Annotated in this window: 23 protein-coding genes; 10 read left to right on the top strand and 13 right to left on the bottom strand. The window is 71.4% G+C overall.

The window, feature by feature from the left end; translation table 11 throughout:
* Window positions 1–73: 73 nt before the first annotated feature.
* Window positions 74–1,243, bottom strand: a complete 1,170-nt coding sequence (locus ACIBP6_RS45015; protein WP_397061165.1) for a glycine C-acetyltransferase — start codon at window positions 1,241–1,243, stop codon at window positions 74–76.
* On the bottom strand, window positions 1,243–2,415 hold the full coding sequence (tdh, locus tag ACIBP6_RS45010) for an L-threonine 3-dehydrogenase (RefSeq protein ID WP_397061163.1): 1,173 nt from the start codon (window positions 2,413–2,415) through the stop codon (window positions 1,243–1,245). The genes ACIBP6_RS45015 and tdh overlap by 1 nt, the downstream gene beginning before the upstream one ends.
* Window positions 2,416–2,662: 247 nt before the next feature.
* On the opposite strand from tdh, the gene ACIBP6_RS45005 reads away from it, so the two are divergent.
* On the top strand, window positions 2,663–3,835 hold the full coding sequence (locus tag ACIBP6_RS45005; protein WP_397061161.1) for a Gfo/Idh/MocA family protein: 1,173 nt from the start codon (window positions 2,663–2,665) through the stop codon (window positions 3,833–3,835).
* 119 nt (window positions 3,836–3,954) lie between these two features.
* Here the strand turns inward: ACIBP6_RS45005 and ACIBP6_RS45000 are convergent, their stop codons facing one another.
* The 7 genes from ACIBP6_RS45000 to ACIBP6_RS44970 form a co-directional block, all read right to left on the bottom strand.
* Window positions 3,955–5,031, bottom strand: coding sequence for an SPFH domain-containing protein (locus ACIBP6_RS45000; RefSeq protein ID WP_397061159.1), 1,077 nt, complete (start codon window positions 5,029–5,031; stop codon window positions 3,955–3,957).
* Window positions 5,032–5,035: 4 nt separating this feature from the next.
* Window positions 5,036–5,467, bottom strand: coding sequence for an NfeD family protein (locus ACIBP6_RS44995; RefSeq protein ID WP_397061157.1), 432 nt, complete (start codon window positions 5,465–5,467; stop codon window positions 5,036–5,038).
* Between the two features lie 75 nt (window positions 5,468–5,542).
* The gene (locus ACIBP6_RS44990) at window positions 5,543–6,697 is read right to left on the bottom strand and encodes a L,D-transpeptidase (RefSeq protein ID WP_397061155.1); all 1,155 of its coding nucleotides are present in this window, start codon (window positions 6,695–6,697) and stop codon (window positions 5,543–5,545) included.
* Between the two features lie 76 nt (window positions 6,698–6,773).
* Entirely contained in the window at window positions 6,774–7,877 is a 1,104-nt protein-coding gene (gene fahA, locus ACIBP6_RS44985) for a fumarylacetoacetase (protein ID WP_397061153.1), read from the bottom strand.
* Window positions 7,874–8,644: a hypothetical protein gene (locus ACIBP6_RS44980; protein ID WP_397061151.1), complete on the bottom strand. Its 771-nt coding sequence runs from the start codon at window positions 8,642–8,644 to the stop codon at window positions 7,874–7,876. The genes fahA and ACIBP6_RS44980 overlap by 4 nt, the downstream gene beginning before the upstream one ends.
* Window positions 8,641–9,810: a homogentisate 1,2-dioxygenase gene (locus ACIBP6_RS44975; protein WP_397061150.1), complete on the bottom strand. Its 1,170-nt coding sequence runs from the start codon at window positions 9,808–9,810 to the stop codon at window positions 8,641–8,643. Before ACIBP6_RS44975 ends, ACIBP6_RS44980 begins: the two co-directional genes overlap by 4 nt.
* Window positions 9,811–9,891: 81 nt before the next feature.
* On the bottom strand, window positions 9,892–10,521 hold the full coding sequence (locus ACIBP6_RS44970; protein ID WP_397061148.1) for an IclR family transcriptional regulator: 630 nt from the start codon (window positions 10,519–10,521) through the stop codon (window positions 9,892–9,894).
* A 74-nt stretch (window positions 10,522–10,595) separates the two neighbouring features.
* Here ACIBP6_RS44970 and ACIBP6_RS44965 point away from each other — a divergent pair, with 74 nt between their 5' ends.
* Window positions 10,596–11,258 carry a hypothetical protein gene (locus tag ACIBP6_RS44965; protein WP_397061146.1) on the top strand — a complete coding sequence of 221 codons (663 nt, stop codon included), beginning with the start codon at window positions 10,596–10,598 and terminating at the stop codon, window positions 11,256–11,258.
* A gap of 42 nt (window positions 11,259–11,300) precedes the next feature.
* Window positions 11,301–12,431: an NAD(P)/FAD-dependent oxidoreductase gene (locus ACIBP6_RS44960; RefSeq protein ID WP_397061144.1), complete on the top strand. Its 1,131-nt coding sequence runs from the start codon at window positions 11,301–11,303 to the stop codon at window positions 12,429–12,431.
* A gap of 559 nt (window positions 12,432–12,990) precedes the next feature.
* On the opposite strand, the gene ACIBP6_RS44955 is transcribed toward ACIBP6_RS44960, so the two are convergent.
* Window positions 12,991–13,536 (bottom strand): pyridoxamine 5'-phosphate oxidase family protein, encoded by a 546-nt coding sequence (locus ACIBP6_RS44955; protein ID WP_397061142.1) that lies wholly within the window; start codon window positions 13,534–13,536, stop codon window positions 12,991–12,993.
* A gap of 488 nt (window positions 13,537–14,024) precedes the next feature.
* Between ACIBP6_RS44955 and ACIBP6_RS44950 the strand changes: the two genes are divergently transcribed.
* Window positions 14,025–14,489, top strand: a complete 465-nt coding sequence (locus ACIBP6_RS44950; RefSeq protein ID WP_132623665.1) for a hypothetical protein — start codon at window positions 14,025–14,027, stop codon at window positions 14,487–14,489.
* A 22-nt stretch (window positions 14,490–14,511) separates the two neighbouring features.
* Here ACIBP6_RS44950 and ACIBP6_RS44945 read toward each other — a convergent pair whose 3' ends face one another.
* Window positions 14,512–15,780, bottom strand: coding sequence for an MFS transporter (locus ACIBP6_RS44945; RefSeq protein ID WP_397061140.1), 1,269 nt, complete (start codon window positions 15,778–15,780; stop codon window positions 14,512–14,514).
* A gap of 190 nt (window positions 15,781–15,970) precedes the next feature.
* On the opposite strand from ACIBP6_RS44945, the gene ACIBP6_RS44940 reads away from it, so the two are divergent.
* From ACIBP6_RS44940 to ACIBP6_RS44930, 3 genes are all read left to right on the top strand, one after another.
* Window positions 15,971–17,266 carry a hypothetical protein gene (locus ACIBP6_RS44940; protein ID WP_397061138.1) on the top strand — a complete coding sequence of 432 codons (1,296 nt, stop codon included), beginning with the start codon at window positions 15,971–15,973 and terminating at the stop codon, window positions 17,264–17,266.
* A gap of 301 nt (window positions 17,267–17,567) precedes the next feature.
* Window positions 17,568–18,929, top strand: coding sequence for an ATP-binding protein (locus ACIBP6_RS44935; RefSeq protein ID WP_397061136.1), 1,362 nt, complete (start codon window positions 17,568–17,570; stop codon window positions 18,927–18,929).
* Window positions 18,926–20,116, top strand: a complete 1,191-nt coding sequence (locus ACIBP6_RS44930) for a tetratricopeptide repeat protein (RefSeq protein ID WP_397061134.1) — start codon at window positions 18,926–18,928, stop codon at window positions 20,114–20,116. Before ACIBP6_RS44935 ends, ACIBP6_RS44930 begins: the two co-directional genes overlap by 4 nt.
* On the opposite strand, the gene ACIBP6_RS44925 is transcribed toward ACIBP6_RS44930, so the two are convergent.
* On the bottom strand, window positions 20,113–21,093 hold the full coding sequence (locus tag ACIBP6_RS44925) for an aldo/keto reductase (protein ID WP_397061132.1): 981 nt from the start codon (window positions 21,091–21,093) through the stop codon (window positions 20,113–20,115). The genes ACIBP6_RS44930 and ACIBP6_RS44925 overlap by 4 nt on opposite strands.
* Window positions 21,094–21,155: 62 nt before the next feature.
* On the opposite strand from ACIBP6_RS44925, the gene ACIBP6_RS44920 reads away from it, so the two are divergent.
* Complete coding sequence (locus ACIBP6_RS44920) at window positions 21,156–22,034, top strand: LysR family transcriptional regulator (protein WP_397061130.1); 879 nt, start codon at window positions 21,156–21,158, stop codon at window positions 22,032–22,034.
* A 34-nt stretch (window positions 22,035–22,068) separates the two neighbouring features.
* The gene (locus tag ACIBP6_RS44915; RefSeq protein WP_132618512.1) at window positions 22,069–22,269 is read left to right on the top strand and encodes an EF-hand domain-containing protein; all 201 of its coding nucleotides are present in this window, start codon (window positions 22,069–22,071) and stop codon (window positions 22,267–22,269) included.
* 6 nt (window positions 22,270–22,275) lie between these two features.
* Here ACIBP6_RS44915 and ACIBP6_RS44910 read toward each other — a convergent pair whose 3' ends face one another.
* Window positions 22,276–22,689 (bottom strand): PPOX class F420-dependent oxidoreductase, encoded by a 414-nt coding sequence (locus tag ACIBP6_RS44910; protein WP_132618514.1) that lies wholly within the window; start codon window positions 22,687–22,689, stop codon window positions 22,276–22,278.
* A 115-nt stretch (window positions 22,690–22,804) separates the two neighbouring features.
* Between ACIBP6_RS44910 and ACIBP6_RS44905 the strand changes: the two genes are divergently transcribed.
* Window positions 22,805–23,737 carry a nucleoside hydrolase gene (locus ACIBP6_RS44905; protein WP_397061127.1) on the top strand — a complete coding sequence of 311 codons (933 nt, stop codon included), beginning with the start codon at window positions 22,805–22,807 and terminating at the stop codon, window positions 23,735–23,737.
* The last annotated feature ends 1 nt before the right edge of the window (window position 23,738 follow it).

Below are 23,738 nucleotides of genomic sequence, written 5' to 3'. Positions count from 1 at the left end.
CACTCCGTTCGGCGGCGCTCCTCCTGGCGACGGGGCCCGCTCGCGTGGGAGTGCCGTCGCCAGGTGAGGATACTCAGCCCCGAGCCTGGACGAACGCCTGGACGGCGCGGTCGACGTCCTCCGTGGAGTGGGCGGCGGAGAGCTGGACGCGGATGCGGGCCTGGCCGTGCGGGACGACCGGGTAGGAGAAGCCGATGACGTAGATGCCCAGGTCGAGCAGTCGTTCGGCCATGGCGCCCGCCTTGGTGGCGTCGCCGATCATCACGGGCACGATCGGGTGGTCGCCCGGCAGGATGTCGAACCCGGCCTTGGTCATCTCGCTGCGGAAGCGCGCGGTGTTGGAGCGCAGCCGTTCGCGGGCGTCGGCGGAGGTCTCCAGCAGGTCGAGGATGCGCAGCGACGCCGAGGCGATGACCGGGGCCAGGGAGTTGGAGAACAGGTACGGGCGCGAACGCTGGCGCAGCAGCTCGCAGATCTCCTTGCGCGCCGCGACGTAGCCGCCGCTGGCCCCGCCGAGCGCCTTGCCGAGGGTGCCGGTGATGATGTCGATCCGATCGGTGACGCCATGCAGCTCGGGCGTGCCCCGGCCGGTCGGGCCGACGAAGCCGACGGCGTGGGAGTCGTCGACCATGACCATCGCGTCGTAGCGGTCTGCCAGGTCGCAGATCTCGCGCAGCGGGGCGACGTAGCCGTCCATGGAGAACACGCCGTCGGTGACGATCAGCCGCCTGCGCGCCTCGGAGGCCTCCTTCAGCCGGGCCTCCAGCTCGGCCATGTCGCGGTTGGCGTACCGGAAGCGCTGGGCCTTGGACAGGCGGATGCCGTCGATGATGCTGGCGTGGTTGAGCGCGTCGGAGATCACCGCGTCCTGCGCGTCGAGCAGCGTCTCGAACACGCCGCCGTTGGCGTCGAAGCAGGAGCTGTAGAGAACGGTGTCCTCCATGCCGAGGAACTCCGACAGGCGGCCCTCCAGCTCCTTGTGCACCTCCTGGGTGCCGCAGATGAACCGTACGGACGCCATGCCGAAGCCCCAGCGGTCGAGCGCCTGCTTGGCGGCCTCGATCACGGTGGGGTCGTCGGCCAGGCCCAGGTAGTTGTTGGCGCAGAAGTTCAGCACCTCGCGGCCGGCCACGCCGACCTGGGAGCTCTGCGGGGTGGAGATGACGCGCTCGGGCTTGAGCAGCCCGGCCTCGGCGATCTCGTCGAGCGTCGTACGCAACTGCTCCCGCACGTTCGTGAACATCAAGCGCTCCTGTTCATGGTCGCGGCCGCTTCGGCCTGCGTTGGCTCGTTCCTCGCGCTCTCCGGCCGAGCTCCTCCGCGCCTGTTCATGGTCGCGGCCGCTTCGGCCTGCGTTGGCTCGTTCCTCGCGCTCTCCGGCCGAGCTCCTCCGCTCCAGTCCAGAATGACCTTGCCGGTGCGGCCGCTCGCGGCCGTGTCGAAGGCGGCGTCGAAGTCTCGGTAGGAGAACCGATCGGTGATCACGGGGGAGAGGTCGAGACCCTTCTCCAGCAGGACGGACATGTTGTACCAGGTCTCGTACATCTCGCGGCCGTAGACGCCCTTGATTGTGATCATGGACGTCACGACGGTGGCCCAGTCGATGGCGAACTCCTCGGCGGGCAGCCCGAGCATGGCGATCTTGCCGCCGTGCGTCATGCTCGCGATCATCTGCCGGACGGCCGCCGGGTTGCCGGACATCTCCAGACCCACGTCGAAGCCCTCGCGCAGGTGGAGCTGCCGCATGCCCTCGTCGAGGGGGGACCTGGAGACGTTGAGCGCGAGCGAGACGCCGAGCTTGCGGGCCAGGTCGAGACGTTCGTCGCTGATGTCGGTGATCACCACGTTGCGCGCGCCGACGTGGGTGGCCACGGCCGCCGCCATCAGCCCGATCGGGCCTGCCCCGGTGATCAGCACGTCCTCGCCGACGAGGGGGAAGGACAGCGCGGTGTGCACGGCGTTGCCGAACGGGTCGAAGATGGCCGCGATGTCAGGATCGACCGGTACGCGGTGCACCCACACGTTGGAGGCGGGCAGCGTGACGTACTCGGCGAAGGCGCCGTCGCGGTTGACGCCGAGGCCGACCGTGTTGCGGCACAGGTGGCGGCGGCCGGCCATGCAGTTGCGGCACTTGCCGCAGACGATGTGGCCCTCGCCGCTGACGAGGTCGCCGACGGAGATGTCCTCGACGCCGGGCGCGACCTCGACCACCTGGCCGGAGAACTCGTGGCCGACGATGAGCGGGAGCTTGAGCGTGTGCCGGGCCCAGTCGTCATATTTCCTGATGTGGAGGTCGGTGCCGCAGATCCCGGTGCGCAGCACCCGGATCTTCACCTCGCCTGGCCCCACCTCCGGCTCCGGCACGTCGACGAGCCAGAGGCCAGGCTCGGCCTTCTCCTTGACCAGCGCTTTCATGGCACCACTTCCCCCTCTACGAACCTAACGCACTGTGCCCGCTCGGCTCGGCACGTGTCCATCGAGGGATTCTTAAGTGCCCCCACAGCTCTCCTTCACGCAACGACCGCAGCCGCCCGTACGTCCCGATGGTGCGCAAAGGTGCGCGATTCGACCTGGTTATTTGCATAAATCGGTACTAATCTCCGAATCGAGCCCATACCCCGCGGACCGGGCAACGCGGTCCGATCACGTCGGAAGGACACCAGTGGAAGACCTGCGCATCGGAGTGATCGGTCTCGGGCTGCGGGTGAGCATCGCCCTGGCCGCGCACCGCCCGGGCAGGGGCTCGGTCGTGGCGGCGTTGTGCGACTCCGACCCGGCGGTGCTCAAGCGGCAGGCCGGGCGGTTCGAGGCGGACTTCCTCACCGAGGACTACCGCGAGCTGCTCGACCGGCCCGACCTCGACGCGATCATCGTCAACACCCCCGACGACACGCACGAGCGCATCGCCATCGACTGCCTCCAGGCCGGCAAGGCCGTCTACCTGGAGAAGCCGATGGCCATCACCGTCGAGGGCTGCGACAACGTCCTGCGCGCCGCCCGCGACACCGGCACCCGCCTGTACGTCGGCCACAACATGCGCCACATGGGCGTCGTCCGGCTGATGCGCGACGTCATCCGCCAGGGCGTCATCGGCGAGCCGAAGACCGTCTGGGTGCGCCATTTCATCGCGTACGGCGGCGACTACTACTTCAAGGACTGGCACGCCGACCGCACCCGCACCACGGGCCTGCTCCTGCAGAAGGCGGCCCACGACCTGGACGTCGTCCACTGGCTGGCCGGCGGCTACACCACCCGGGTGAACGCCCTCGGCGACCTGATGCTCTACGGCGACCTGCCGCGCCGCGAGCCGGGCACGCCGCGGCCGGAGGGCTGGCTGAAGGAGTACGACTGGCCGCCGACCGCGCGCAAGGACCTGCACCACGTCATCGACGTCGAGGACGTCTCCGTCATGAACATGCGCCTGGACAACGGGGTCATCGCCGCGTACCAGCAGTGCCACTTCTCACCCGACTACGTGCGCAACTACACGGTCATCGGCACCGAGGGGCGGCTGGAGAACTTCGGCGACGGCCCCGGTGACACGGTGAAGGTCTGGAACACCGGGCCCAGCGGCTACCGGGACGACTGCGACATCGCGTACAAGGTGCCGGCCGCCCAGGGCTCCCACGGCGGCGCAGACCCGCAGATCCTCGCCGAGTTCTGCCGGTTCGCCCGCGAGGGCGGCGCGACCGACACCTCTCCGGTGGCGGCCCGGATGAGCGTCGCCGCGGGCTACATGGCCACGCTGTCCCTGCGCGACAACGGCACCCCGTACGACGTCCCCCCACTGGACCCGGACCTGGCCGCGTACTTCGACAACGGCCAGACACGCTGAGACAGGAGCCGTCGCTGCTCTTCACCATCGACCCGAGCGCGCGGCGGGGAGGGGCCGCCCGCCGGTGAGCGGGCGCCCCCAGGGTCGCTCGGCGTCCCCCGAATCTTGCGCGGCCGGAGTCAGCGTTCGGCGTCGGAGGGTTCGCGGTCGTGGGCCGGGAACGGGGACGGGTCCGGGACGGCCTGGGTGAGCTGGCGGGGCCCCTTGGGGCTCTCGGCGTCCTGGGCGTCGGCGACCGCCTCGGCCGCCGCCTCCGAGGCCCTGGCCACCTCCTCGTCCATCTCGGCCGGCTCGGGCCGGTCGTCGCGCGTCGCCTGCGAGGGCGGCAGCGCCTCGGTGAACGCCTTCGAGACCCCCTGCAGCGCCGAGGTGACCTCGCTCGGGATCACCCAGAACGTGTTGCCGCTGCCCTGCGCGAGCTGCGGCAGCACCTGCAGGTACTGGTACGCGAGCAGCTTCGGGTCGGGGTCGTTGCGGTGGACCGCCTGGAAGACCTGGTCGATGGCCCGCGACTGGCCCTCGGCCTCCAGGATGGCCGCCGCGCGCTGGCCCTCGGCGCGCAGGATGCGGCTCTGCTTGTCGCCTTCTGCGGTGAGGATCTGCGACTGACGCTGGCCTTCGGCGGTGAGGATCGCGGCGCGCTTGTCGCGCTCGGCCCGCATCTGCTTCTCCATCGCGTCCTTGATGGTCTTGGGCGGGTCGATGGCCTTGATCTCGACGCGGTTGACGCGGATGCCCCACTTGCCGGTGGCCTCGTCGAGCACGCCGCGCAGCTGGCTGTTGATGGTGTCACGGGAGGTGAGCGTCTTCTCCAGGTCCATCGAGCCGACGACGTTGCGCAGCGTGGTGACGGTGAGCTGCTCGACGGCCTGGATGTAGTTGGCGATCTCGTAGGCCGCCGCCCGAGGGTCGGTGACCTGGAAGTAGAGCACCGTGTCGATCTCGACGACCAGGTTGTCCTCGGTGATGACCGGCTGGGGGCGGAAGGAGACGACCTGCTCGCGCAGGTCGATCACGGGGTAGACCCGGTCGATGTACGGGATGACGAAGTTGAGGCCGGGCTTGAGCGTGCGGTGGTAGCGGCCGAGGCGCTCGACGTTGCGGGCACGGGCCTGAGGGATGATCCGCACGGCCTTGAACAGCGTGACGGCCGCGAAGAGTATGACGAACAATCCGACTATGAACAGCGGATCCATTGGATCACTCCCGGGGATAGACGAGGGCTGTCGCCCCCTCGATCTCGATGATGTCGACGGTCGCCCCGGTGGGGATGACGAGAGTCTCGTCGTAGGCGCGTGCCGACCATTCCTCGCCTCCGACGCGCACGCGACCGTCGCGGCCCGTCACCTCGGAGACGACGTAAGCGGGTTTCCCGACGAGTGCCTCCACACCGAACCGCTGCAACTGCGGCTGCTGGATATGACGCATCGCGACCGGCCTGAGCACGAACAGGCCCGCCGCCGAGGACACGGCGAAGAATATTAACTGCAAGGGGACGGGCAGCCCGAGTGCCGCGGTCGCGGCGGTCAAAAGAGCGGCGGCGCCCAGTAGACCGAGCGAGGCCGTGAGCGTGAAAATCTCGGCCACGCCGAGGACGACTGCGAGGATTACCCAGATGATCCATGCGTCCATGTCTTTGGCCCTCCTGAAGGGGCAACGGGCCGGACTTCGTCGGTGGTTCCCCCTCCTTCTACGGTAGTCCTCATATCAGCGCTCCGGCACCCGCGCCAGTGCGCTTCCTTGCCGCCATTTCTCCCACGACAGCTGCCAGAAACCCCAGCCGTTGTCCCATGCGAGAGGGCGGTCGGTGCCGGTGATGACGACCGGATCGCCGCGCAGCGAATTTTCGTAGAACCAGGCCGCCTGGCCGGGCCCGGCGTTGACGCAACCGTGACTGACGTTTTCCCGGCCCTGCGCCCAGACGTTGTCCTTGGCGTGCACGTATTCGCCGCTGTCGGAAATGCGTACGGCGTGGTCGATCATCAGGTCGTAATAACCTGGCTCGCCTTCCTCGCGGCCCGGGGAAATCATCCGCACCGGATTTCCCTTCTCCATCGTCAGGTGGACGCCGCTGGTCGTGGTGTATTCGCGCGTGGTCGCCATGCCCGCGCTGATGGGCATGCGCTGCACCGGTTCTCCGTCGCGGGTGACGACCATCTGGTGGGTTTTCGTGTCGACGGTGCTGATCTGGTGGCGGCCCACGGTGAAGGAGAACGTGGTGTCGGCGCCGCCGTACAGGTCGCCGGCGCGCAGGCCGGCCAGGTGCGCGGTGACGGTCACGGTCTGCCGCGGTGCCCAGTACGCACGCGGGCGGTAGACGACCCGCGTGTCGCCCACCCACCGCCAGGCCCCCTCGACCGGCCGTGCAGCGGTGACCTCCAGCGCCCGCTCGACCGCCGCCCGGTCGGGCACGGCCCGGTCGAAGTCGAGGATGATCGGCATGCCGATGCCGACGGTCTCGCCGGGCAGCGGCGTGGTCGCGGCCACCCGGAACGTGCGGGGCAGCGGGCGGGTGCGGACGCGGCCCATCGTCACCGCGGCCGGCGCCCCCTCGCGGACGGCGGTGGCCGTCACGGTGTATTCGCTGGCGGGTTTGAGCGTCCAGTCGGTGCGCCACGTCGTGCGGGAGGGGTCGAGCCGGCCGGGCACGGGCTCGCCGCCCTGGGTGACCAGCACCTGGCTGAGCGTGCCGCCCTGCGCCGTGACGACCAGGCCGCGGTCGGTGCGGGCCTGGACGCTGTCGAACGGCGGCCAGACGCGCACGACCGGAGGCGTCGCGGGGGTCTCCGCCGTGACCGAGCCGCACCCGCACGCCAGCACAAAAGCGGCCAAAGCGACACAGAACAACACGGCACGCCGCATGCGACTCCTGCTTTCCGAGGGACGGGGAGTGATCCCAAGATTAGCGGTCTGTCACTATGCAAGCACGCCAAGTAACTTATCCGACGGTTCCCGACACCTCGCCCAATGTCAGGTCGCCCGCCGTGGCCCGGATGGTGACCGTGTCGCCGTCCTGCAGGAACGTCCGGGTCTCGCCGCCGGGCAGCTTGATCGGCTCGGTCCCGTTCCAGGTCAGCTCGATGAACGAGCCCCGCTGGTCGGGCTCGGGGCCGGAGACCGTGCCGCTGGCGAACAGGTCGCCCGTGCGCAGGGAGGCGCCGTTCACCGTCATGTGGGCGAGCATCTGGTCCGGCGTCCAGTACATCGCCGAGTACGGCGGCCGCGACACGATCTCCCCGTTCAGCACGATCTCCAGGGAGATGTCCAGACCCCAGTCACCCTGCCGGCGCAGGTAGCCGCCCGGCTCCGGGTCCTGCGGGCGGCCGGGGACGCGCGGCAGCGCCTCCAGCGGCGTCACCCAGGGCGAGACCGACGTGGCGAACGACTTGGCCAGGAACGGCCCGAGCGGCACGTACTCCCACGCCTGGATGTCGCGCGCGCTCCAGTCGTTGACCAGCGTCACCCCGAACACGTGGTCCTCGAACGCCCCCGCCGGCGAGCCCATCTCGGTCGGCACGCCGATCACGAACCCGAGCTCCGCCTCGATGTCGAGCTTGCGGCACGGCCCGAACTCGCCCGGCCCGAGCTGTCCGTGCGGGCGCCTGACCGGCGTGCCCGACACCACGACCGTGCCCGCCCGGCCGTGGTAGCCGACGGGCAGGTGCCGCCAGTTGGGCTGCAGCGGCTCCGAGCCCGGGCGGAAGATCCGGCCGATGTTGCTCGCGTGCTCGATGGAGCAGTAGAAGTCGACGTAGTCGGCCACCTCGAAGGGCATGTGCAGGCGCACGTGCTCCAGCGGGATGAGATGCGGCTCGGTGACCGAGAGGTCGCCGGTGAGCTTGTTCCTGATGAGCGTCCTGGTGTCGTGCCAGGCCGTGCGGCCCCTGGCCATGAACGGGTTGAGCGACGGCGCGGCGAACACCTCGTCGTGCAGCGCGGGGGCCAGGTCGAGCACCCGGTCGCCGTAGCGCACCCCGACCCTCGGCCGTTCCCCGGGGCAGGAGAAGACGCCGTAGGGCAGGTTGTCCACACCCCAGCTCACCGGCGGGCCTCCTCGATCAGGCCGAGCGCGTGCAGGTCCTCCAGAGGCGCGCTGGTGTTGCAGGAGCCGTAGCTCACCAGCAGCCGCCGCGCCTGCTCGGCGGTGTCCTCGTTGACGCCGCCCGCCATCCGGACCAGGTGGCCCACGTCCGTGGTGCGCAGCACGGACGCGGGGTCACGGCCCTCCACGGCCTCGCAGACGGCCAGCAGCAGGTTGAGGAAACCGTGCCGGTCCACGCCGAGGGAGGGGTCGAAGTGGCGTATGGCGTGGTGCAGGCCGGCCGTGGCCTTGAACGGGACGTCGTTGTCCGCACAGAACCGGATGAACTGCGCCAGATGCTCGACCGGCGGGAACTTGTCGGCCGTCGTGCCGCCGCAGCGCACCTTCAGCCCCGTGCCGGGGGGCACGCTGAGGCCGGGCCGGCCCGCCGGGATCTCCACGAACAGCCGCACACCGGGCGGCAGCGACAACTCGCCGACCAGCGTCTCGATCGGCGTGTCGGGCGGCAGCAGGGTCTCCACGAGGTCGACCGGGAGGTCGCCGAAGTCGGGCACCTCGTCGGTGTCGAGGATCAGCCCGACGCGCCGGGGGCGTACGTCCTTGCCGCGCAGCCGTTCGATCCGGCTCGCCGGGCACAGCAGGCGGTGGGTGAGCACGGGGTGGCCTGACTCCAGGTCCCGCATGTGGCGCGCCAGCGCCTCGTCCATGTGCAGGGACGTCGGCGGGAACAGGCCCGCGTCGTCCACCAGAGCGGCGTAGAGAATCATCGTGCCCAGGTCCAGGCGTATCCGGGGTCCTCGCAGGACAGAGCGTCCCTGCCGAGGTCGAGCGGGCGGAACGTGTCCACCATGACGGCCATCTCGCTCGTCGTCGTGACGCCGCGTCCGACGGCGTCGATCACCGCCTCCACCGCGCCCGGCTGCGGCCCGTGGGTGAACCCGGCCGGGTGCAGCGAGATCGAGCCGACGTCGATGCCGGAGCCCTTGCGCGCGGAGTAGTCGCCGCCCACGTAGAACATGAACTCGTCGGAGTCGACGTTGTGGTGGTTGTACGGGATCGGGACGGCCTCGGGGTGGTAGTCGAGCGGCCGCGGGCAGAAGGAGCACACCACGAACCCCGGCCCCTCGAACGTCTGGTGCACCGGCGGCGGCGCGTGCGTCCTCTTCACGATCGGCTCGAAGTCGTTGATGTTGAACGCGTACGGATAGAGGTAGCCGTCCCAGCCCACGACGTCGAACGGGTGGTTGCGGTAGACGAGCCTGGTCAGCCCGCCTCGGGTGCGTACGAGGACGGGCACCTCCTCGCCCTCCACGGTGAACGGCTCGGCGGGGGCGCGCAGGTCGCGCTCGCAGTAGGGCGCGTGCTCCAGGAACTGGCCGTACTGCGACAGGTAGCGTTTCGGCGGCCTGATGTGGCCCGACGCCTCGATGGCCAGCACGTTGACCGGCCCGTCGGGCACCCAGCGGTGGATGGTGCCGGTCGGGATCACGACGTAGTCGCCCTCGCCGACCTCGATCACGCCGTACGTCGACTCGAAGCGCACCCGTCCGCGCTGCACGTAGACGCACTCGTCGCCCATGGAGTTGCGGTAGAGCTCGCTGGGCCGGTCGCTGGTGGCGTACGACAACCGGACGTCGGCGTTGCCCGCCAGCAGCATCCGCCCCGAGATCAGGTCGCCGGAGCCGGCGAGCTCCTGGGTGCGGAAGTGACGCGGCGAGAGCGGCACGTTCGGCTCCAGCCTGGTGGCCGCGGCGGGCGTGACCGCCTCGGCCTTGATGATCGCGGTGGGCAGGTGACGGTGGTAGAGCAGCGAGGAGTCGGACGAGAAGCCCTCCTCGCCCATCAGCTCCTCGGCGTAGAGGCCGCCGTCCGGCCGCCTGAACTGCACGTGCCGTTTACGCGGCACCTCTCCCACGACCCGGTAGTACGGCATACGCACCCCGCTCTTGGCGTCCGTTAATCGGACACTAGTGTCCTCTATACGTGCTTACCGTCCGCCATCGTCCGGGTGATGTCAACCCAGCACGGCGGCCAGCTCGGCGGCAGCGGCCACGACGCGCGGCCCGGTGGCCTCCTCCAGCGGCCCGAACGTCACCACCCCGACGGACGCCTCCAGCCACGGCAGACCGGGGACCGGCGCGGCGACGCCACGTGCCCCTTCCTGCAACTGCCCCTCAGAGAGGAAGTAGTCGTGCCGCCCCTCGCGCAACGCCAGGATCGCCTGCCCGGCCGCCCCTTTCGCGAGCGGATGCCGTGAGCCCTCCCGGTAGGCGACGTGCATGTGGGTCCAGGACGGCTCCACCACGGCCACCGCGAGCCCGTCGTCGCCCTCGGCCACGGTCAGGTGCGCGGTCGCGCCGACCTGCTCGGCCAGCCGCCGCAGCGTCGGCACCGCCGCCGCCCGCAGCAGCGGCTGAACGGCCTGGGCCAGCGCCAGCACCCCGAACCCCAGGTGCACCCGGCCCTCGGCGTCACGGCGTACGAACCCCTCGCTCATCAGCGTCGTCAGCAGCCGGTACACCACCGGCCGGCTCAGCGACAGCTCGGCGCTCAGCTCGGTCGGCGTCCGCCCGCCCCTGCCGTCGGCGAGCAGGCGCAGCAGGCGGAGCCCGCGTTCCAGGGTCTGAGCTGATTCGGCGGCCATGCGACCGATTATGGGACGCCGCCGGGGTGACGCCGGCCGAGGAAGGGGTACGTATCCGGCCACGGGAACGGGGGGTGACGATGCGGCAGTGGTGGGTTCTCCTGCTCGCCGGGCTGGCTGTGTGCGCGGTGGCGCCGATCCTGTCCTCCATCAACGCGCCCATGGTGGAGATGTCGCGCGAGACCCCGGTCGAGCCCCGCAAGCTCAACCCGGTGCATCGCGACCTCCCGGACGGGCTCCTCGTCGAGGACACCGTCTACCTCACCGAGGGCATCGAGGTGGACGAACGGCTGCTGGCCGCGGGCAAGGGCGTCGCCTTCCGTCCGGGCCACCTGGCGGCCGGCGTCAGGGTCGACAGGAACGGCCGCCTCTACGGCACGCCGCAGCGAGCCGGCACGTACGTCGCCTCGGTCGAGGGCTGCGCCGGACGGGCGTGCGATCAGGACGACCTGACCCTCGTGGTGCTCGGCAACGTGCCGTGGCAGCCACGCGAGCTGACCTTCCCCGGCCGCACCGGCGTCGCGCTCGACGGTGAGATCGGCGTCGACGGCGGGCCGGCCGGCGTGCTGCCCACCTTCACCGTGACCGACGACGACAAGCTGCCCGAGGGCGTGAGCATCGGGCCCGACGGCCGGGTGGGCGGCGTCCCGGCGGCGCCGGGCGCGTTCGAGGTGCCGGTGCGGATCTGCGTGGCGGGCAACTGCGCCGGTGTGGTCGTCCAGCTGCTCATCGCCTGACGTCTCTTGCGGCCGGGCGCCTTTTCCGGTCACCGTGTTCTCATGAAATCGGTCATTGTGGTCGGGGCTGGCATTTGGGGCGCATCGCTGGCGTTGCGGCTGGCCGAGACCGGCTGGCAGGTGACGCTGGTCGAACAGCACAAGCCCGGACACGTCCGGCAGTCCAGCGCGGGGGAGACCCGGCTGCTGCGCAGCGCGCACGGCTCGGACGAGTGGTACACGCGCCTCGCGTGGCGGGCCAGGGACGGCTGGCGGCGGCTGGGCGAGCGGGCGGGCGTCACGCTGTACGAGGAGGCGGGCATGTTGTGGTTCGCCGGGACGCCCGACGGATGGGAGCACGCCAGCTCCCAGGTCCTAAAAAATCTGGATATCCCGTGTGAGGTGCTCGATCCGGCCGACGGCCGCCGGTTCTTCCCCGACTTCCGCGGCGACGACCTGAGCTTCCTGCTCTGGGAGCCGCACGCGGGCGTGATCAGGGCCAGGCGGGCCACCCAGGTGACCGCCGCTCTCGCGCAGGCCGCCGGGGTCCGGCTGGTCAGGGCGCGGGCGGTGCCGGTGGCGGGCGACGGAGCGCCGTACGCGTGCGCGGTCGAGGTGGACGGCGAGGTGCGGCACGCCGACCGGGTGGTGTGGGCGTGCGGCGCGTGGCTGCCCGCGCTCTTCGACGGGCTGCCGATCAGCGTCACCAAGCAGGACACGCTGCACTTCGCGGTGCCGCCCGCGTGGTCGGTCCCGGAGACGCCCGCCTGGGTCGACCACGGCGCCTCGGCGTACGGGCACGGTGACGTGGACGGCGTGGGGATGAAGGCCACCTCCGACGCCGAGGGGCGGCCGTACGAGCCGGAGCACGGCGCGCGGACGGTCGACGCGGAGAGCGTCGAGCAGGCCAGGACGTACCTGCGGCGCCGGTTCCCGTCGCTGGCCGAGGCGCCCGTGCTGTTCAGCCAGGTCTGTCAGTACGCGCTCACGCCCGACGCCGAATGGCTGATCGCCGAGGCCGCGCCCGGGGTGTGGCTGCTCGGCGGCGACTCGGGGCACGGGTTCAAGCACGCCCCGGTGCTGGCCGAGTACGTGGCGGGCGTCCTCGACGGCGACCACGCCCCGGAGCCCCGCTTCGGCCTCCACGAACGCCACGAGGCCCGCGGTCTGCGCACCAGCGGCCGCATCGGCTGAGTGTTTGACCCTGACCTTGGGGCAGGGTGCACGGCGAACGAGTGACCCACTCACCCTCCAGCTGGACCGGCATGACCCCGGTCGACGACACCGCGCCGGCCGTGACCGACACCGGTGGGCCCGGAACATGCGGGCCCGCGGCCGATCGAGGCGCGCGGACGGCGCCTACCCGCAGGGCTGGACCGACACCGTCACCCCGGAACGGATCCGGGGACTGTTCCGCCGACGGGGCCGGCTGCTTCCGTTGATCTGCCCGCTGGGCCTGTGCGCGAGGATGTCCGTCGAGGAGCATGCCCGCAGCAACATCCAGCTCATCGAGATCTGCGCCGCCGGTAGGTGGTCGTCACGGGCGCCAACCTCGGAGGCAGCGGGAAGGAGATGGAAGGCATGCGCGCCACCCTCGCCCCGGTGCTCGCCCGTAACCCGAACATCACGGTGAGCGTGAAGGTGGCCGGCAACCATGGCAACCTGCCGCGCAAGGACTTTCGACGGCGAAAGCCTGGCCGGGGTCCTGATCGTCGGCCGTCCAGTGGACCGACTGTCCTTGTGCGCAGGCGCGCTAGAAGGTGTAGCGGGTGTGGCTGAACACCTGGCCGTCGTGCCCGAAGCCGTACGCCGTGCCGGGTGCCACCGCGAACAGCAGGTCGTCGCCTCTGCGGATGCTGTCGCCAAAGCCGTAGAAGGTCCCCTCCGGCGAGGTGATGTGGTCCCCGTACTGCGCCTCGAACGCGGCGATGACCTCGTCCTGCCGCGCCGGATCCGTCACCCGCTCCGCCGTGCCCTCGATCACGATGTCGAGGCCTTCGGCGAGTGAGTTATGCCCTGTGGTGAGTGCGCAGTTGGCATTGCCGGCCAGGTTCTTGGCCTTCTGCTCGCCCGGCCCGGTACTGAAGTGCAGCGCCCCGTCGTGCCAGGCGGCGATCAGCGGCGTGACGTGCAGCCGGCCGTCCGGCCGGACCGTGGTGATCCAGAAGACCTCGGCGGCCCGCAGCTGGCGCTGGGCCTCGGCCCAGTCGGTGGCGGTGACGTTCTCCGCGCCCGGGCGCGGGTTCAGCGCGGAGCTGTAGCGGGTGTCGAGCTCGGTCTTGGGCTGCTTCGGCGTCATGCGGAACCCTTTCCCTCTTCCTGCGACCGTAGCCGAGCGGAGAACAGGGTCTTCACCTTCCTTTCCGCCAAAATGCGGCGGCTTCGCAATGCCGTCTTCCGCCTCAGGCGGGAGGTGGTGCGCTGCAAATATCGGCGGTGTATACGCCGTTGAGCGTGATGGCCTGGCCGGAAGGGAGCGGTGTCGCTTCCTCATGGCCAGGCCAGCCTCGGCTGCCTGGTCGCCGCCGTTGTAGTCGTCCAGGGCGTCGAGACGCCCACTGACCAAGCCCTGGGCCGTACCCCCGGCTCGCCGGCCTGAGCCGTCCGGCGGCAGGGCGCTGCGGTGGGTCAGCGCGTCTGCGGCTCGTCCCCTACCGGGCCCTGGGGCGGGCTGGGGGAGGCGGGGGTGGGTGTCCTTACCGGGGTTCGGGGGGCGGCGGGAGTGAGGTGACGAGGGCTTTTGGCGGAGACTTCGAGGACCAGCCCGCGTCCCCTTGGAGGTCCGTCATGAGCACCGTCGTCGCATCCCGTACCGACCAGCAGCCGCCGCCCGTCGTCCACGCCGCCGTCATGTTGTGGCTGACGGCCGTGGCGTTCGGCGCGTTCGAGACCGTCCTGATGGTCGCCAGGGAGCTGTACGAGCGCACCTCGACGGTCGCCGAGCTGCTGCCCGGCGCAGGGCTGCGGCTGGCGGTGTTCGCGGGCGCGGTGTTCCTGGCACTGCGGCTGCGGCGCGGGGAAGGCTGGGCGCGCTGGACGCTGGCCGGCACGCTGGGCGTGTTCGGCACGCTCTCGCTGGTGGCCGAGCCCGTCCGGTGGCTGCTGGCGGGCGGCTCGATCGCCGAGGCCGTGGCCGGGGCCGACGCCGCCGGGCTGGCGTTCGCGGCGAGCCGGACCCTGCACGTGCTCGCCGTGCTCGGGGCGATGCTGCTGATGTTCCAGCCCCGAGCCACGGCGTACTTCACGTCCTGACGGCCCGGGGTCGGCGGGCCGGTCAGGTCGGCGTGACCTGGCGGCCCGGGTCGGTGGCGTCGTGCGGGCGGGGCGCGCGCAGGTTGCGGACGCCGGGCGACAGCAGCGCGGCCAGTGTGGCCACCACGATGATGATCGCGCAGCCGAGCAGCGACTCCTTCGTGCCGAAGAGGCCGGCCGCGCTCCCGGCCACCAGCAGCCCGATCGGGCCGAACATCAGCGAGCCGAGCATGTCGTACGAGCTGACCCGCGACAACGACTCGGCCGGGACCTCGCGCTGCATCGTCGTCTGCCACAGCACGCCGAACACGTCGAAGCAGACGCCGAGCACGAACGCCCCGGCGACGATCGCCCACAAGGGCGCGTCGACCCCGAGCAGCGCGTACGGCAGAGCGGTCGGCAGGCACAGCAGGACGGCCACCAGGATCGGGCGGCGGGGCCGCAGCCGCAGCGACAGGGCCACCCCGGCGATCGTCCCGATGGCCTCGCCCGCCAGGAACGCCGACCAGGCGGCCGGGCCGCCCAGGCTCTCCTTGGCGATGAGCGGGCCGAGCACGCCGTGCCCGGCCTGGATGGCCATGACCATCAGCGAGAACTGCGCGACCACCACCCAGATCCACTGGCGCGAGCTGAACTCCCGCCAGCCGTCGCGCAGGTCGGTCAGCACCGAGTGGCCTTCGCCGCGCGACCGGTCGCCCGGCTCCAGGCGCAGCATCGCGATCAGCGCGCCGGCGAGCGCGTACATGGCGCCGCTGACCGCCAGCGCCCAGCCGCCGCCGAACAGCACCACCGTGCCGCCGCCCAGGACCGCGCCGGCCACGCGGGAGGCGTTCGCGCCCAGGCCGAGCAGCGCGTTGCCGGCCTGCAGCCGGTCGAGCGGCACGACCTCGGGGATGATCCCGGTCAGCGCGGGGAACGCGAGCGCCGTGCCGATCCCGCTGAGGGCCGCGCCGACGCCCAGCGCGGCCAGCGGTGTCCAGCCGGTGAGCAGCATCGCCGCCAGCCCGAAGAACCCGGCCGCCATGAGCAGCTCGCCGGCCATCATCACCCGCTGCCGCGGCAGCCGGTCGGCGATCACGCCGCCCACCAGGATGAACAGGATCATGGGCACCGCCTGCGCGGTGAGCACCACCGACAGCGTGGAGGCGGTCGCCCCGGGCAGGTTGAGGATGCCGAACGCCAGGGCGACCGGGGAGAACGCGCTCCCCAGGACGGAGATCGTCCGCGCGGACAGCAGCAGGGCGAAGCGCCGATCCCGGAGCAGCCCGAGATCGTGTGTGAATCCGTGCACCTGCGCTGACCCCCTGCAATAACGGCAAACTCCGTTATTCTGCCGTACTCGCCGCTGGTTGTCGCGGGAATATTTCGCGGAGACACCGGGCCGACCATGACATGAACAAAGTGTCGATGTCGTTGTACGCAGCTGATCGTCCGGATAGTGTGCGATTTGCCCGCGATCACTCCCTGGAAGCAAAGGTGCCATGAGAAAGCGGTTACGGCAGGTCTTCGTCATCGGACTCACCCTCTCTCTCCTTGGCATCGGCGTGCCGGCGTGGTCCCAGGACGACCCCAGGAGCTGCAACGACGAACTCCCGGCGGGCACCCCCTCGTACGTCGTCTGCCGCTGGCTGGCGACCCCGGAGGAGGCCCTGGAGATCGCGCAGTTCTGGCTCGACAACGACGGCCAGAACATGATCGACGCCGACCCCCAGAGCCCCATCACGATCGACTGCTCCGAGCCGGGCAACGAGTGCCCGACCGACTCCGAGGGCGACGGCGAGCTGCACGACGTCGACTCGCCCGACGTGCCGGGCGTCGTGGACGGCGGCACGCCGGAGTGCCAGAACGGCGAGCAGTGCTACGTCGACCCCAGTGAGGTCACCGCGGCGGAGAAGAGCGCCGCCCTGGAGACCCCGGCCGGCCAGGCCGCGCAGCAGGCGGTCGCCGAGACCACCATGCGCGTCTGGATCGACACCGAGCTGGCCGACGACTACCAGGCCGGCAAGCTCGCCGAGGCCGCCAAGAAGGTCGCCGCGCTGGCCGCCGCCCAGCCGGGCGTCGTCGGCGTGCGGTTCACCTCGCAGCTCGGCTACAACCAGGCGTTCGCCACGGCCGAGGAGCTGGAGAAGTTCGTCGCCGAGACCACGGCCGCGCTGCGCGCCGCGCTGCCGGGCAAGAAGCTGGCCGCGCACACGGTGGTGCCGATCCTGGGCTGCGGCGCGGACGAGGCCTGCCAGGCCGAGATGACCAAGAAGTACCCGCTGCTCGACCCCGAGCGCATCGGCGCCTGGCTGGCCAGGGGCTACATCGACCAGCTCACGCTGGACACCGGCCACATGGCCACCGAGTACGCCGCCTGGCGGATCGACGCCGCCCAGGCCCAGCGCAACCAGTGGATCCAGGTCGGCGCCCGCGCCTGGGACGCCTACGCGCAGATCTCCGCCGAGGACGCCTCGTTCGCCTCCGCGGGGTCCGCCCAGCTGACCGAGGAGCAGGCCACCCAGGCCATCGCCGACCGCATCGCCACCCCGCTGCAGAGCGAGGCGGCCGAGACGGTCACCCTGTGGAGCCGCTGGCAGAACGACCAGGGTCAGGTCAGCCGGGTGTACGGCGAGCAGTGGGGCCCCAACACCACGTGGGACCAGCTCAAGAAGCTGTCCTCGATCCGCCCCCGCCTGGCCACCCTGTACGACCCGGCCCACCCCGAGGTGGACGTGGCCACCGACCTGAAGAACCTCTCGGAGGTCTTCGGCCAGGTGTACCTGCACGCCGCCTGACGATCACCTCGTACGGCCCCCTGCTGATCGCGGCAGGGGGTCGTCCGTTGTCCGGGCAGCAAAGGGGCATCGGCGGGCATGGCCTCGTCGCCAGGGTCCTGTGGACGGGCTTTGCCCGTGGGGCCGGCCGTGAGAGGTTCGTAACCGCGGGAAGGGTCACGGGCCGGCGGCCGCCACAGGCGGCTGCCGGGCTGTGATGACCGTGACAGCGCCAAGCCCCACAAGGCGTCGGGTAAGTCGCATTTTCGGTATCTTGCGTAACCCGAGATGACCGAACACCCCCGACAGAAGGGAACGGCGCGTGTCTGACGATGCCGGCCTTCAGGCGCTTCGCGAGGCGGCGCGTCTCTCGCCCGACAACCTCCCCCTGCGTCAGCTCCTGGCCCAGCAGCTTCTGGACAAGGGTTACCTGGCCGAGGCGGAGGCCGAGTTCCGCGCGGCGCTCGTGCTCTCTCCCAAGAACCCCGACATCACGGCGGGCCTGGCCGAGGTCTTCGTCCGCCAGGGCCAGCACGGCCCCGCGCTGGCGGCGCTGGAGCCGCTGCTGGCCACGCCCGGTTGCCCGCCCCGTCTCGGTGTGCTGGCGGCGCGGGCGCTTCTCGGCGAGGGCGACACCGCGGGAGCGTCCGCGCGGTACCACGACGCGGTCGCCCGCGACCCGTCCGTGGCCGATCCCGACCTCGCCGCCCGGCTGACGCCCCTGGTCACGCCGTCCATCCCGCAGGCCCCGGCGCCCGCGGCCCCCGCGTACGCCGCTCCGGCCCCCTCCCCGTCCTCGTCGTCGGAGGAGGGGGTCGAGCGTGCGAAGATCACGTTCGCCGACGTGGCCGGGATGGACACGGTGAAGGAGGCGCTGCGGATGAAGCTGCTGCTGCCCCTGCAGCAGCCCGAGCTGTTCTCCGCGTTCGGCAAGCGCGCCGGCGGCGGCGTCCTGCTCTACGGCCCTCCCGGAGCGGGCAAGACCCATCTGGCCAGGGCGGCGGCCGGCGAGCTCGGCGCGGCGTTCGTCAGCGTGGGCCTGTCGGACATCCTCGACATGTACATCGGCTCCAGCGAGCGCAACCTGCGCGCCACGTTCGACATGGCTCGCCGCAACCGCCCGTGCGTGCTCTTCTTCGACGAGGTGGACGCGCTGGCCGCGCGCCGCTCCGACATGCGCCAGGCGCACACCCGGCAGATCGTCAACCAGTTCCTGGCCGAGCTCGACGGCGTCGACCAGGACGCCAACGAGGGCGTCCTCGTGCTGGCCGCCACCAACGCCCCCTGGTACGTCGACGCCGCCTTCCGCCGTCCAGGACGCCTGGACCAGCCGGTGTTCGTGCCACCGCCCGACCTCGCGGCGCGCGCGGCCATCCTGCGCATCCTGTGCCGCGACAAGCCCCTGGCCGAGATGGACTTCGACGCAGTGGCGCGGGCCACGGAACACTTCGTCGGCGCCGACCTCAAGGGTGTGCTGGACCGGGCGGTGGAGGCGAAGCTGCATGAGTCCATCAAGGCGGGCCGGCCGATCCCGCTGACCACGCACGACCTGCTGAACGCCGCCCGCGCGGTGCGTCCGACGGCGGTGCGGGAGTGGATGGCCACCGCGCGCAACTACGTCATGCACGCCAACGACTCAGGGGCATGGGACGAGCTGATGCCCTGGGTCAAGGGGAAGTGGTGAAGGTCGCCGATCCGGTCCAGCGGGGGCGCACGCTCCTGGGGATGCGCCGCTGGGCCGAGGCCGAGCGCGAGTTCCGCGGCGCGCTCGCCCAGGAGCCGCAGCACGTCGCCGCGCACGCCCTTCTGGGGCTCGCCCTCGTCCAGCAGGGCAAGACCGCCGAGGCGGTCGAGGAGGCGCAGGAGGCCGTACGCCTCGCGCCCGACCAGTGGTTGCCCCACTTCGCCGCCGCCCAGGTGTACCACCGGGCCCACCGGCCGGACGAGGCGCTGGCGGCCTGCCGCGCCGCCCTGAACCTCCACCCCGAGTACGCCACGATCTGGGAGGTGCTGGCCCGGATTCACCTGGCCAGGGGCGAGTGGCCGCTGATGGCCGGCGCCGCCCGCCGGGGGCTGGAGCTCGACCCGGAGGACGCCGACCTGGCGAGCCTGCTGTCGCTGGCGTACACCAACCTCGGGGACGCGGAGCAGGCCGGGGGCGCGGCGGCGCACGCCGTACGGCTCGATCCTGAGAGCGCCACCGCGCACTTCGTGCGGGGCCACGCGGCACTGAGGTTCGGCGATCCGCGCGACGCTGCGGAGGCGTTCCGCGAGGTGCTCCGCCTCGACCCCGGCTTCGGGCGGGCCAGGGATCTGCTGGTGCGGGCGCTCAAGCAGCGCAACCCCGTGCACCGGCGGCTGGAGCCGCTGCGGCGCAGGTTCCGCGGCGGGTGGTGGATGGTGCTCCTGCTGCCGGCGATCCCGCCGATGATCGCGGTGTTCGTGCTCATCGCGCTGCTGCACTGGGCGGCGTGGGTGGCCGAGTCGTGGACCATCCTGCGGCTCGCCCGGGGCAAGGCCACCCGGCTGCTGTTCGAGCAGGTCGAGGCGCGCATGTCGCTGCTGTGCTGCTGCCTGGTGCCGCTCGGCGCGGCGCTGCTCGCGCTGGGCATCGCGCTCGGCCACGACGCGACCGCCGTCGCCGGTGTCGGCGTCATGGCGCTGGTCACCCCGCTCCAGGAGGCCGCCCACACCGGCACCCCCGTCCGGCGGGCCGTCCTGTACGGCTGGGCGGCGCTGCTGTGCCTGGCCCTGGCCGCCGCGGTGGCCTTCTCCACGTTCGCCGTGGCCCTGCTCGCCGTGTACGCCGGGCTCGCCACGATCTGGGTGGCCGCCCTCGTCCGCGGCCGGCACGCGGACGCGGGACTCTAGAGCAGCGTCCCGCCCGACACCTCGAACGCGGCCAGCGTCTCGTTCACCCGCGCCAGCGTGTCGGGGTGGAGGGTGAGGTCGGCGGCGGCCGTGTTCTCCTCGATGTGCGCCGGGGTGCGGCTGCCCGGGATCGCGGCCACGTGCTCGTCCTGGTGCAGCAGCCAGGCCAGGGCGAGCTGCGCCGGGGTGATGCCCAGCCGCGCGGCGAGCGCCCTGATCGGGGCGTAGCGGTCGTTGTTGCCGGCCAGGTTCCCGGCCTGGAAGCGGGGCGCGTTGTGCCGGAAGTCGCCCTCGCCCAGCTCCTGGACCGCACCCGTGAGGAAGCCGCCGCCCAGCGGGCTCCACGCCACGATCCCCACGCCCAGCTCCCGCGCCGTGGCCAGCAGGTCGGCGTCCACCGGACGCCACATCGACCACTCGTTCTGCACCGCCGCCACCGGGTGCACCGCGTGGGCGGCCCTGAGCTGGGCGGCCGTCACGTTGGACAGGCCGAGGTGCCGTACCAGGCCGTCGCGCACCAGCTCGGCCATCGCGCCGGCGGTCTCCTCGATCGGCACGCCGGGGTCGGGGTAGTGCGCGTAGTACAGGTCGATCACGTCGGTGCCCAGGTTGCGCAGGCTGCGCTCGGCGTAGCCGCGGACCAGCCGGGGCTCGGCGTTCACCCGCAGCTCGCCGTAGGCGTAACCGACCGGGAACGCCCGGGCGGCCTCGCCCTCCGGGATCGTGAGGCCGAATTTCGTCGCCAGCACGACCTCGTCCCTGCGGTTCTTGATCACCCGGCCGACCAGGCGCTCGTTGTGACCGTCGGGGCCGTAGGCGTCGCTGGTGTCCACGTGGACCGCGCCCGCGTCGAGTGCGCTGCGCAGCGCCCGTTCGGCCTGGGCTTCGTCGACCTCGCCGTACATGCCGGGGGACAGGACCATGGCGCCGAAACCGATGGCGGGCACGTTCAGCGCGCCGAGTTCGCGAGTTCTCATGACGGCGATCGTGGCGCGCGGCGGGGTGGCGCGTCCAAGACCCGTTGCGATAACCAGAGGTTATGGACGTGCATCTGCGCGACGTGCGCTATTTCGTGGCGGTGGCCGAGGAGCTCAACGTGACGCGGGCCGCCGAGCGGTTGTTCGTGTCCCAACCGGCGCTGTCCAAGCAGCTCAGGGTGCTCGAACGGCAGCTCGGGTACCGGTTGTTCGAGCGGGTGCACGGCGGGGTGCTGCTCACCCGGCAGGGGGCGGCGTTGCTGCCGGTGGCCCGCGACCTGCTGGAACGGTGGGGCGCCGGGGTGGAGACCGCGCGGGCGGCGGCGCCCACCGGGACGCTCGTGATCGGGATGCAGACCGCCGTGGGGCGCGGGTTGCAGCAGGAGGCGCTGCGGCGCTTCCGTGCGGCCATGCCGGGCTGGGAGGTGTCGCTGCGGCTCGTCGGCTGGGACGACCCGAGCGGCGGGCTGGCCGACGGCTCCTCCGACGTGGCGTTCGTCTGGCTGCCGGTGCCGCCGGGGCTGCGCACGCACGTGCTGGCCACCGAGCGGCGGGCGGTGGCCATGCCCGCCGGGCATCCGCTGGCCGAGCTGGACGAGGTGCCGTTCGCGGCGCTGCGCGCGGAGCCGTTCATCGCGCTGCCCCGGGCGGCCGGGCCGCTGCGCGACTTCTGGCTCGCGCTCGACGCCCGAGGCGACGAGCCGGTCATCGGGGTCACGGCCAGCACGCCCGAGGAGGTGTTCGAGGCGGTGACCAGCGGGCTCGGCGTCGTCCTCGTGGCCGAGGGCAACGCGACCCTCTACAGCCGGCCAGGGATGACCTACCGTCCCGTTACCGGGCTGCCTCCTGGGGAACTGGCCATTGCCTGGCGTGAAAGTGATGGAAGGCCACAAGTCACGGCATTCATCGACGCGCTACGACAAGTCACGACTAAGGTCTGACGCGACATCGGATCTTCGCATGGAAGGGCGACCCATGAGCGACTACGCCACCACCTTCGACCTGATCGACGCCGACAACGACGGCCGCATCTCCGCCGTCGAGCTGGTCCGGCTGATGGACGTGCTCGGCAAGCCCGTCTCCCTGCAGGCAGCCGAGGAGGGCGTGCGCAAGCTCGACAAGGACGGCGACGGCCTGATCGACATGGAGGAGTTCAGCGCGTTCCTCGGCGGTTGACCGCCGTCAGCCGTGCTCGGCCCGGCGCGCGGCGTACCAGGTGTCGCCGACCGGCTCGCCGGCCAGGTTCCAGCTCCACGAGACGGTCGGCGTGACGCGGGCGTACAGACCGGGGCCGACCATCCCCACCCGCTCCACCGGTGGCTCCGCGACCCCGTAGACGCGCACACCGCGCGCGATGAACGGGTCGAACGACACCATGTCGTCGACCACCAGGGCCACCTTCAGCCCGCCGGCCTGGATGTTGCGGAACTTCCGGGTGCGCAGCACCTGCTCGCCCGAGCCGCCGATCCAGAAGTGGGCGCCGTCGAACTCGTACGCGACCGGCACGACGTCCGGCTGCCCGTCGGGGGAGAGGGTGGCCAGCCGGGCGAGCGGCTGCGAGCGCAGGTAGGCGATCTCCTGGTCCGTGAACGTCATCGGGCCTCCTCGTGCGGGATCTCAGTGTGGGATCAGTGCGGGATCTCAGTGCGGGATCTCATCCCTCATACGAACCGCGTCCGTCCCCATCGACACCCACAATTAGCATGAACGGGTGCCAATCCCCCTGATCCTCGACTGCGACCCCGGACACGACGACGTCTTCGCCATCTGGCTGGCGGCCGCAGACCCCGCCATCGACCTGCGCGCGGTCACGACCGTCGGCGGCAACGGGCGGCTCAGCCACACCACCTACAACGCCAGGGTCGTGACCGAGCTGGCCGGGATCACCGGCGTGCCGATCTCGCCGGGGGCCGAGAGCCCGCTCGTCCGCCTGCTGACGCCGGCCGAGTCGATCCACGGCGACAACGCGCTCGGCGGGCCACAACTGCCGGTCCCCGCACTCGAAGCCGACCCGCGCACCGCGATCGAGCTCATCAGGGACACCCTCGACGCGTCGGCCGAGCCGGTGACGATCGTGGCCACCGGGCCGCTGACCAACATCGCGATGTTCGTCCGCCTCCACCCCGACCGTCTGTCCCGGATCAGGCAAATCGTGTGGATGGGCGGCTCCACGGAGCGGGGCAACATCACCCCGTACGCGGAGTTCAACTCCTGGACCGACCCGGAGGCGGCGGCCATCGTGCTCGGCTCGGGGCTGCCGTTCACCATGATCGGTCTGAACGTCACCCACCAGGTGCTGGCCACCCGCGAGGTCGTCGCCGGGATCGGCGCGATCGGCAACCGCACGTCGGCGTTCGGCGTGGAGCTGCTGCACTTCTTCAACGGGACGTACGAGACCGACCAGGGCATGCCCGAGGGGCCGCTGCACGACCCGGTGGCGGTGGCGCTCGTGGCCCGGCCCGGCCTCGTGACGACCGTGCGCGCCCGGCTCGACATCGAGCTGCACGGCACGGAGACCGCCGGCGCGACCAGTGTCGACCTGCTCGGCAAGCTGGGCCGCGAGCCGAACGCCGACGTCGCCACGGGGATCGACGTCGAGGCGTTCTGGAAGCTGCTGGAGAACGCGATCCGCGCCCTCGCGTGAC

Source organism: Nonomuraea terrae (genome assembly GCF_044465245.1).
GTDB lineage: Bacteria > Actinomycetota > Actinomycetes > Streptosporangiales > Streptosporangiaceae > Nonomuraea > Nonomuraea terrae.
This window is presented reverse-complemented; position numbering and strand designations above follow the sequence as displayed.

Bases quoted from the DNA above. Each gene is read 5' to 3' on its own strand.
- ACIBP6_RS45015 (WP_397061165.1), bottom strand. From the start codon at position 1,243: ATGTTCACGAACGTGCGGGAGCAGTTGCGTACGACGCTCGACGAGATC.
- tdh (WP_397061163.1), bottom strand. From the start codon at position 2,415: ATGAAAGCGCTGGTCAAGGAGAAGGCCGAGCCTGGCCTCTGGCTCGTC.
- ACIBP6_RS45000 (WP_397061159.1), bottom strand. From the start codon at position 5,031: ATGGATCCGCTGTTCATAGTCGGATTGTTCGTCATACTCTTCGCGGCC.
- ACIBP6_RS44995 (WP_397061157.1), bottom strand. From the start codon at position 5,467: ATGGACGCATGGATCATCTGGGTAATCCTCGCAGTCGTCCTCGGCGTG.
- ACIBP6_RS44990 (WP_397061155.1), bottom strand. From the start codon at position 6,697: ATGCGGCGTGCCGTGTTGTTCTGTGTCGCTTTGGCCGCTTTTGTGCTG.
- ACIBP6_RS44980 (WP_397061151.1), bottom strand. From the start codon at position 8,644: ATGATTCTCTACGCCGCTCTGGTGGACGACGCGGGCCTGTTCCCGCCG.
- ACIBP6_RS44975 (WP_397061150.1), bottom strand. From the start codon at position 9,810: ATGCCGTACTACCGGGTCGTGGGAGAGGTGCCGCGTAAACGGCACGTG.
- ACIBP6_RS44970 (WP_397061148.1), bottom strand. From the start codon at position 10,521: ATGGCCGCCGAATCAGCTCAGACCCTGGAACGCGGGCTCCGCCTGCTG.
- ACIBP6_RS44960 (WP_397061144.1), top strand. From the start codon at position 11,301: ATGAAATCGGTCATTGTGGTCGGGGCTGGCATTTGGGGCGCATCGCTG.
- ACIBP6_RS44955 (WP_397061142.1), bottom strand. From the start codon at position 13,536: ATGACGCCGAAGCAGCCCAAGACCGAGCTCGACACCCGCTACAGCTCC.
- ACIBP6_RS44950 (WP_132623665.1), top strand. From the start codon at position 14,025: ATGAGCACCGTCGTCGCATCCCGTACCGACCAGCAGCCGCCGCCCGTC.
- ACIBP6_RS44940 (WP_397061138.1), top strand. From the start codon at position 15,971: ATGAGAAAGCGGTTACGGCAGGTCTTCGTCATCGGACTCACCCTCTCT.
- ACIBP6_RS44925 (WP_397061132.1), bottom strand. From the start codon at position 21,093: ATGAGAACTCGCGAACTCGGCGCGCTGAACGTGCCCGCCATCGGTTTC.
- ACIBP6_RS44920 (WP_397061130.1), top strand. From the start codon at position 21,156: ATGGACGTGCATCTGCGCGACGTGCGCTATTTCGTGGCGGTGGCCGAG.
- ACIBP6_RS44915 (WP_132618512.1), top strand. From the start codon at position 22,069: ATGAGCGACTACGCCACCACCTTCGACCTGATCGACGCCGACAACGAC.
- ACIBP6_RS44910 (WP_132618514.1), bottom strand. From the start codon at position 22,689: ATGACGTTCACGGACCAGGAGATCGCCTACCTGCGCTCGCAGCCGCTC.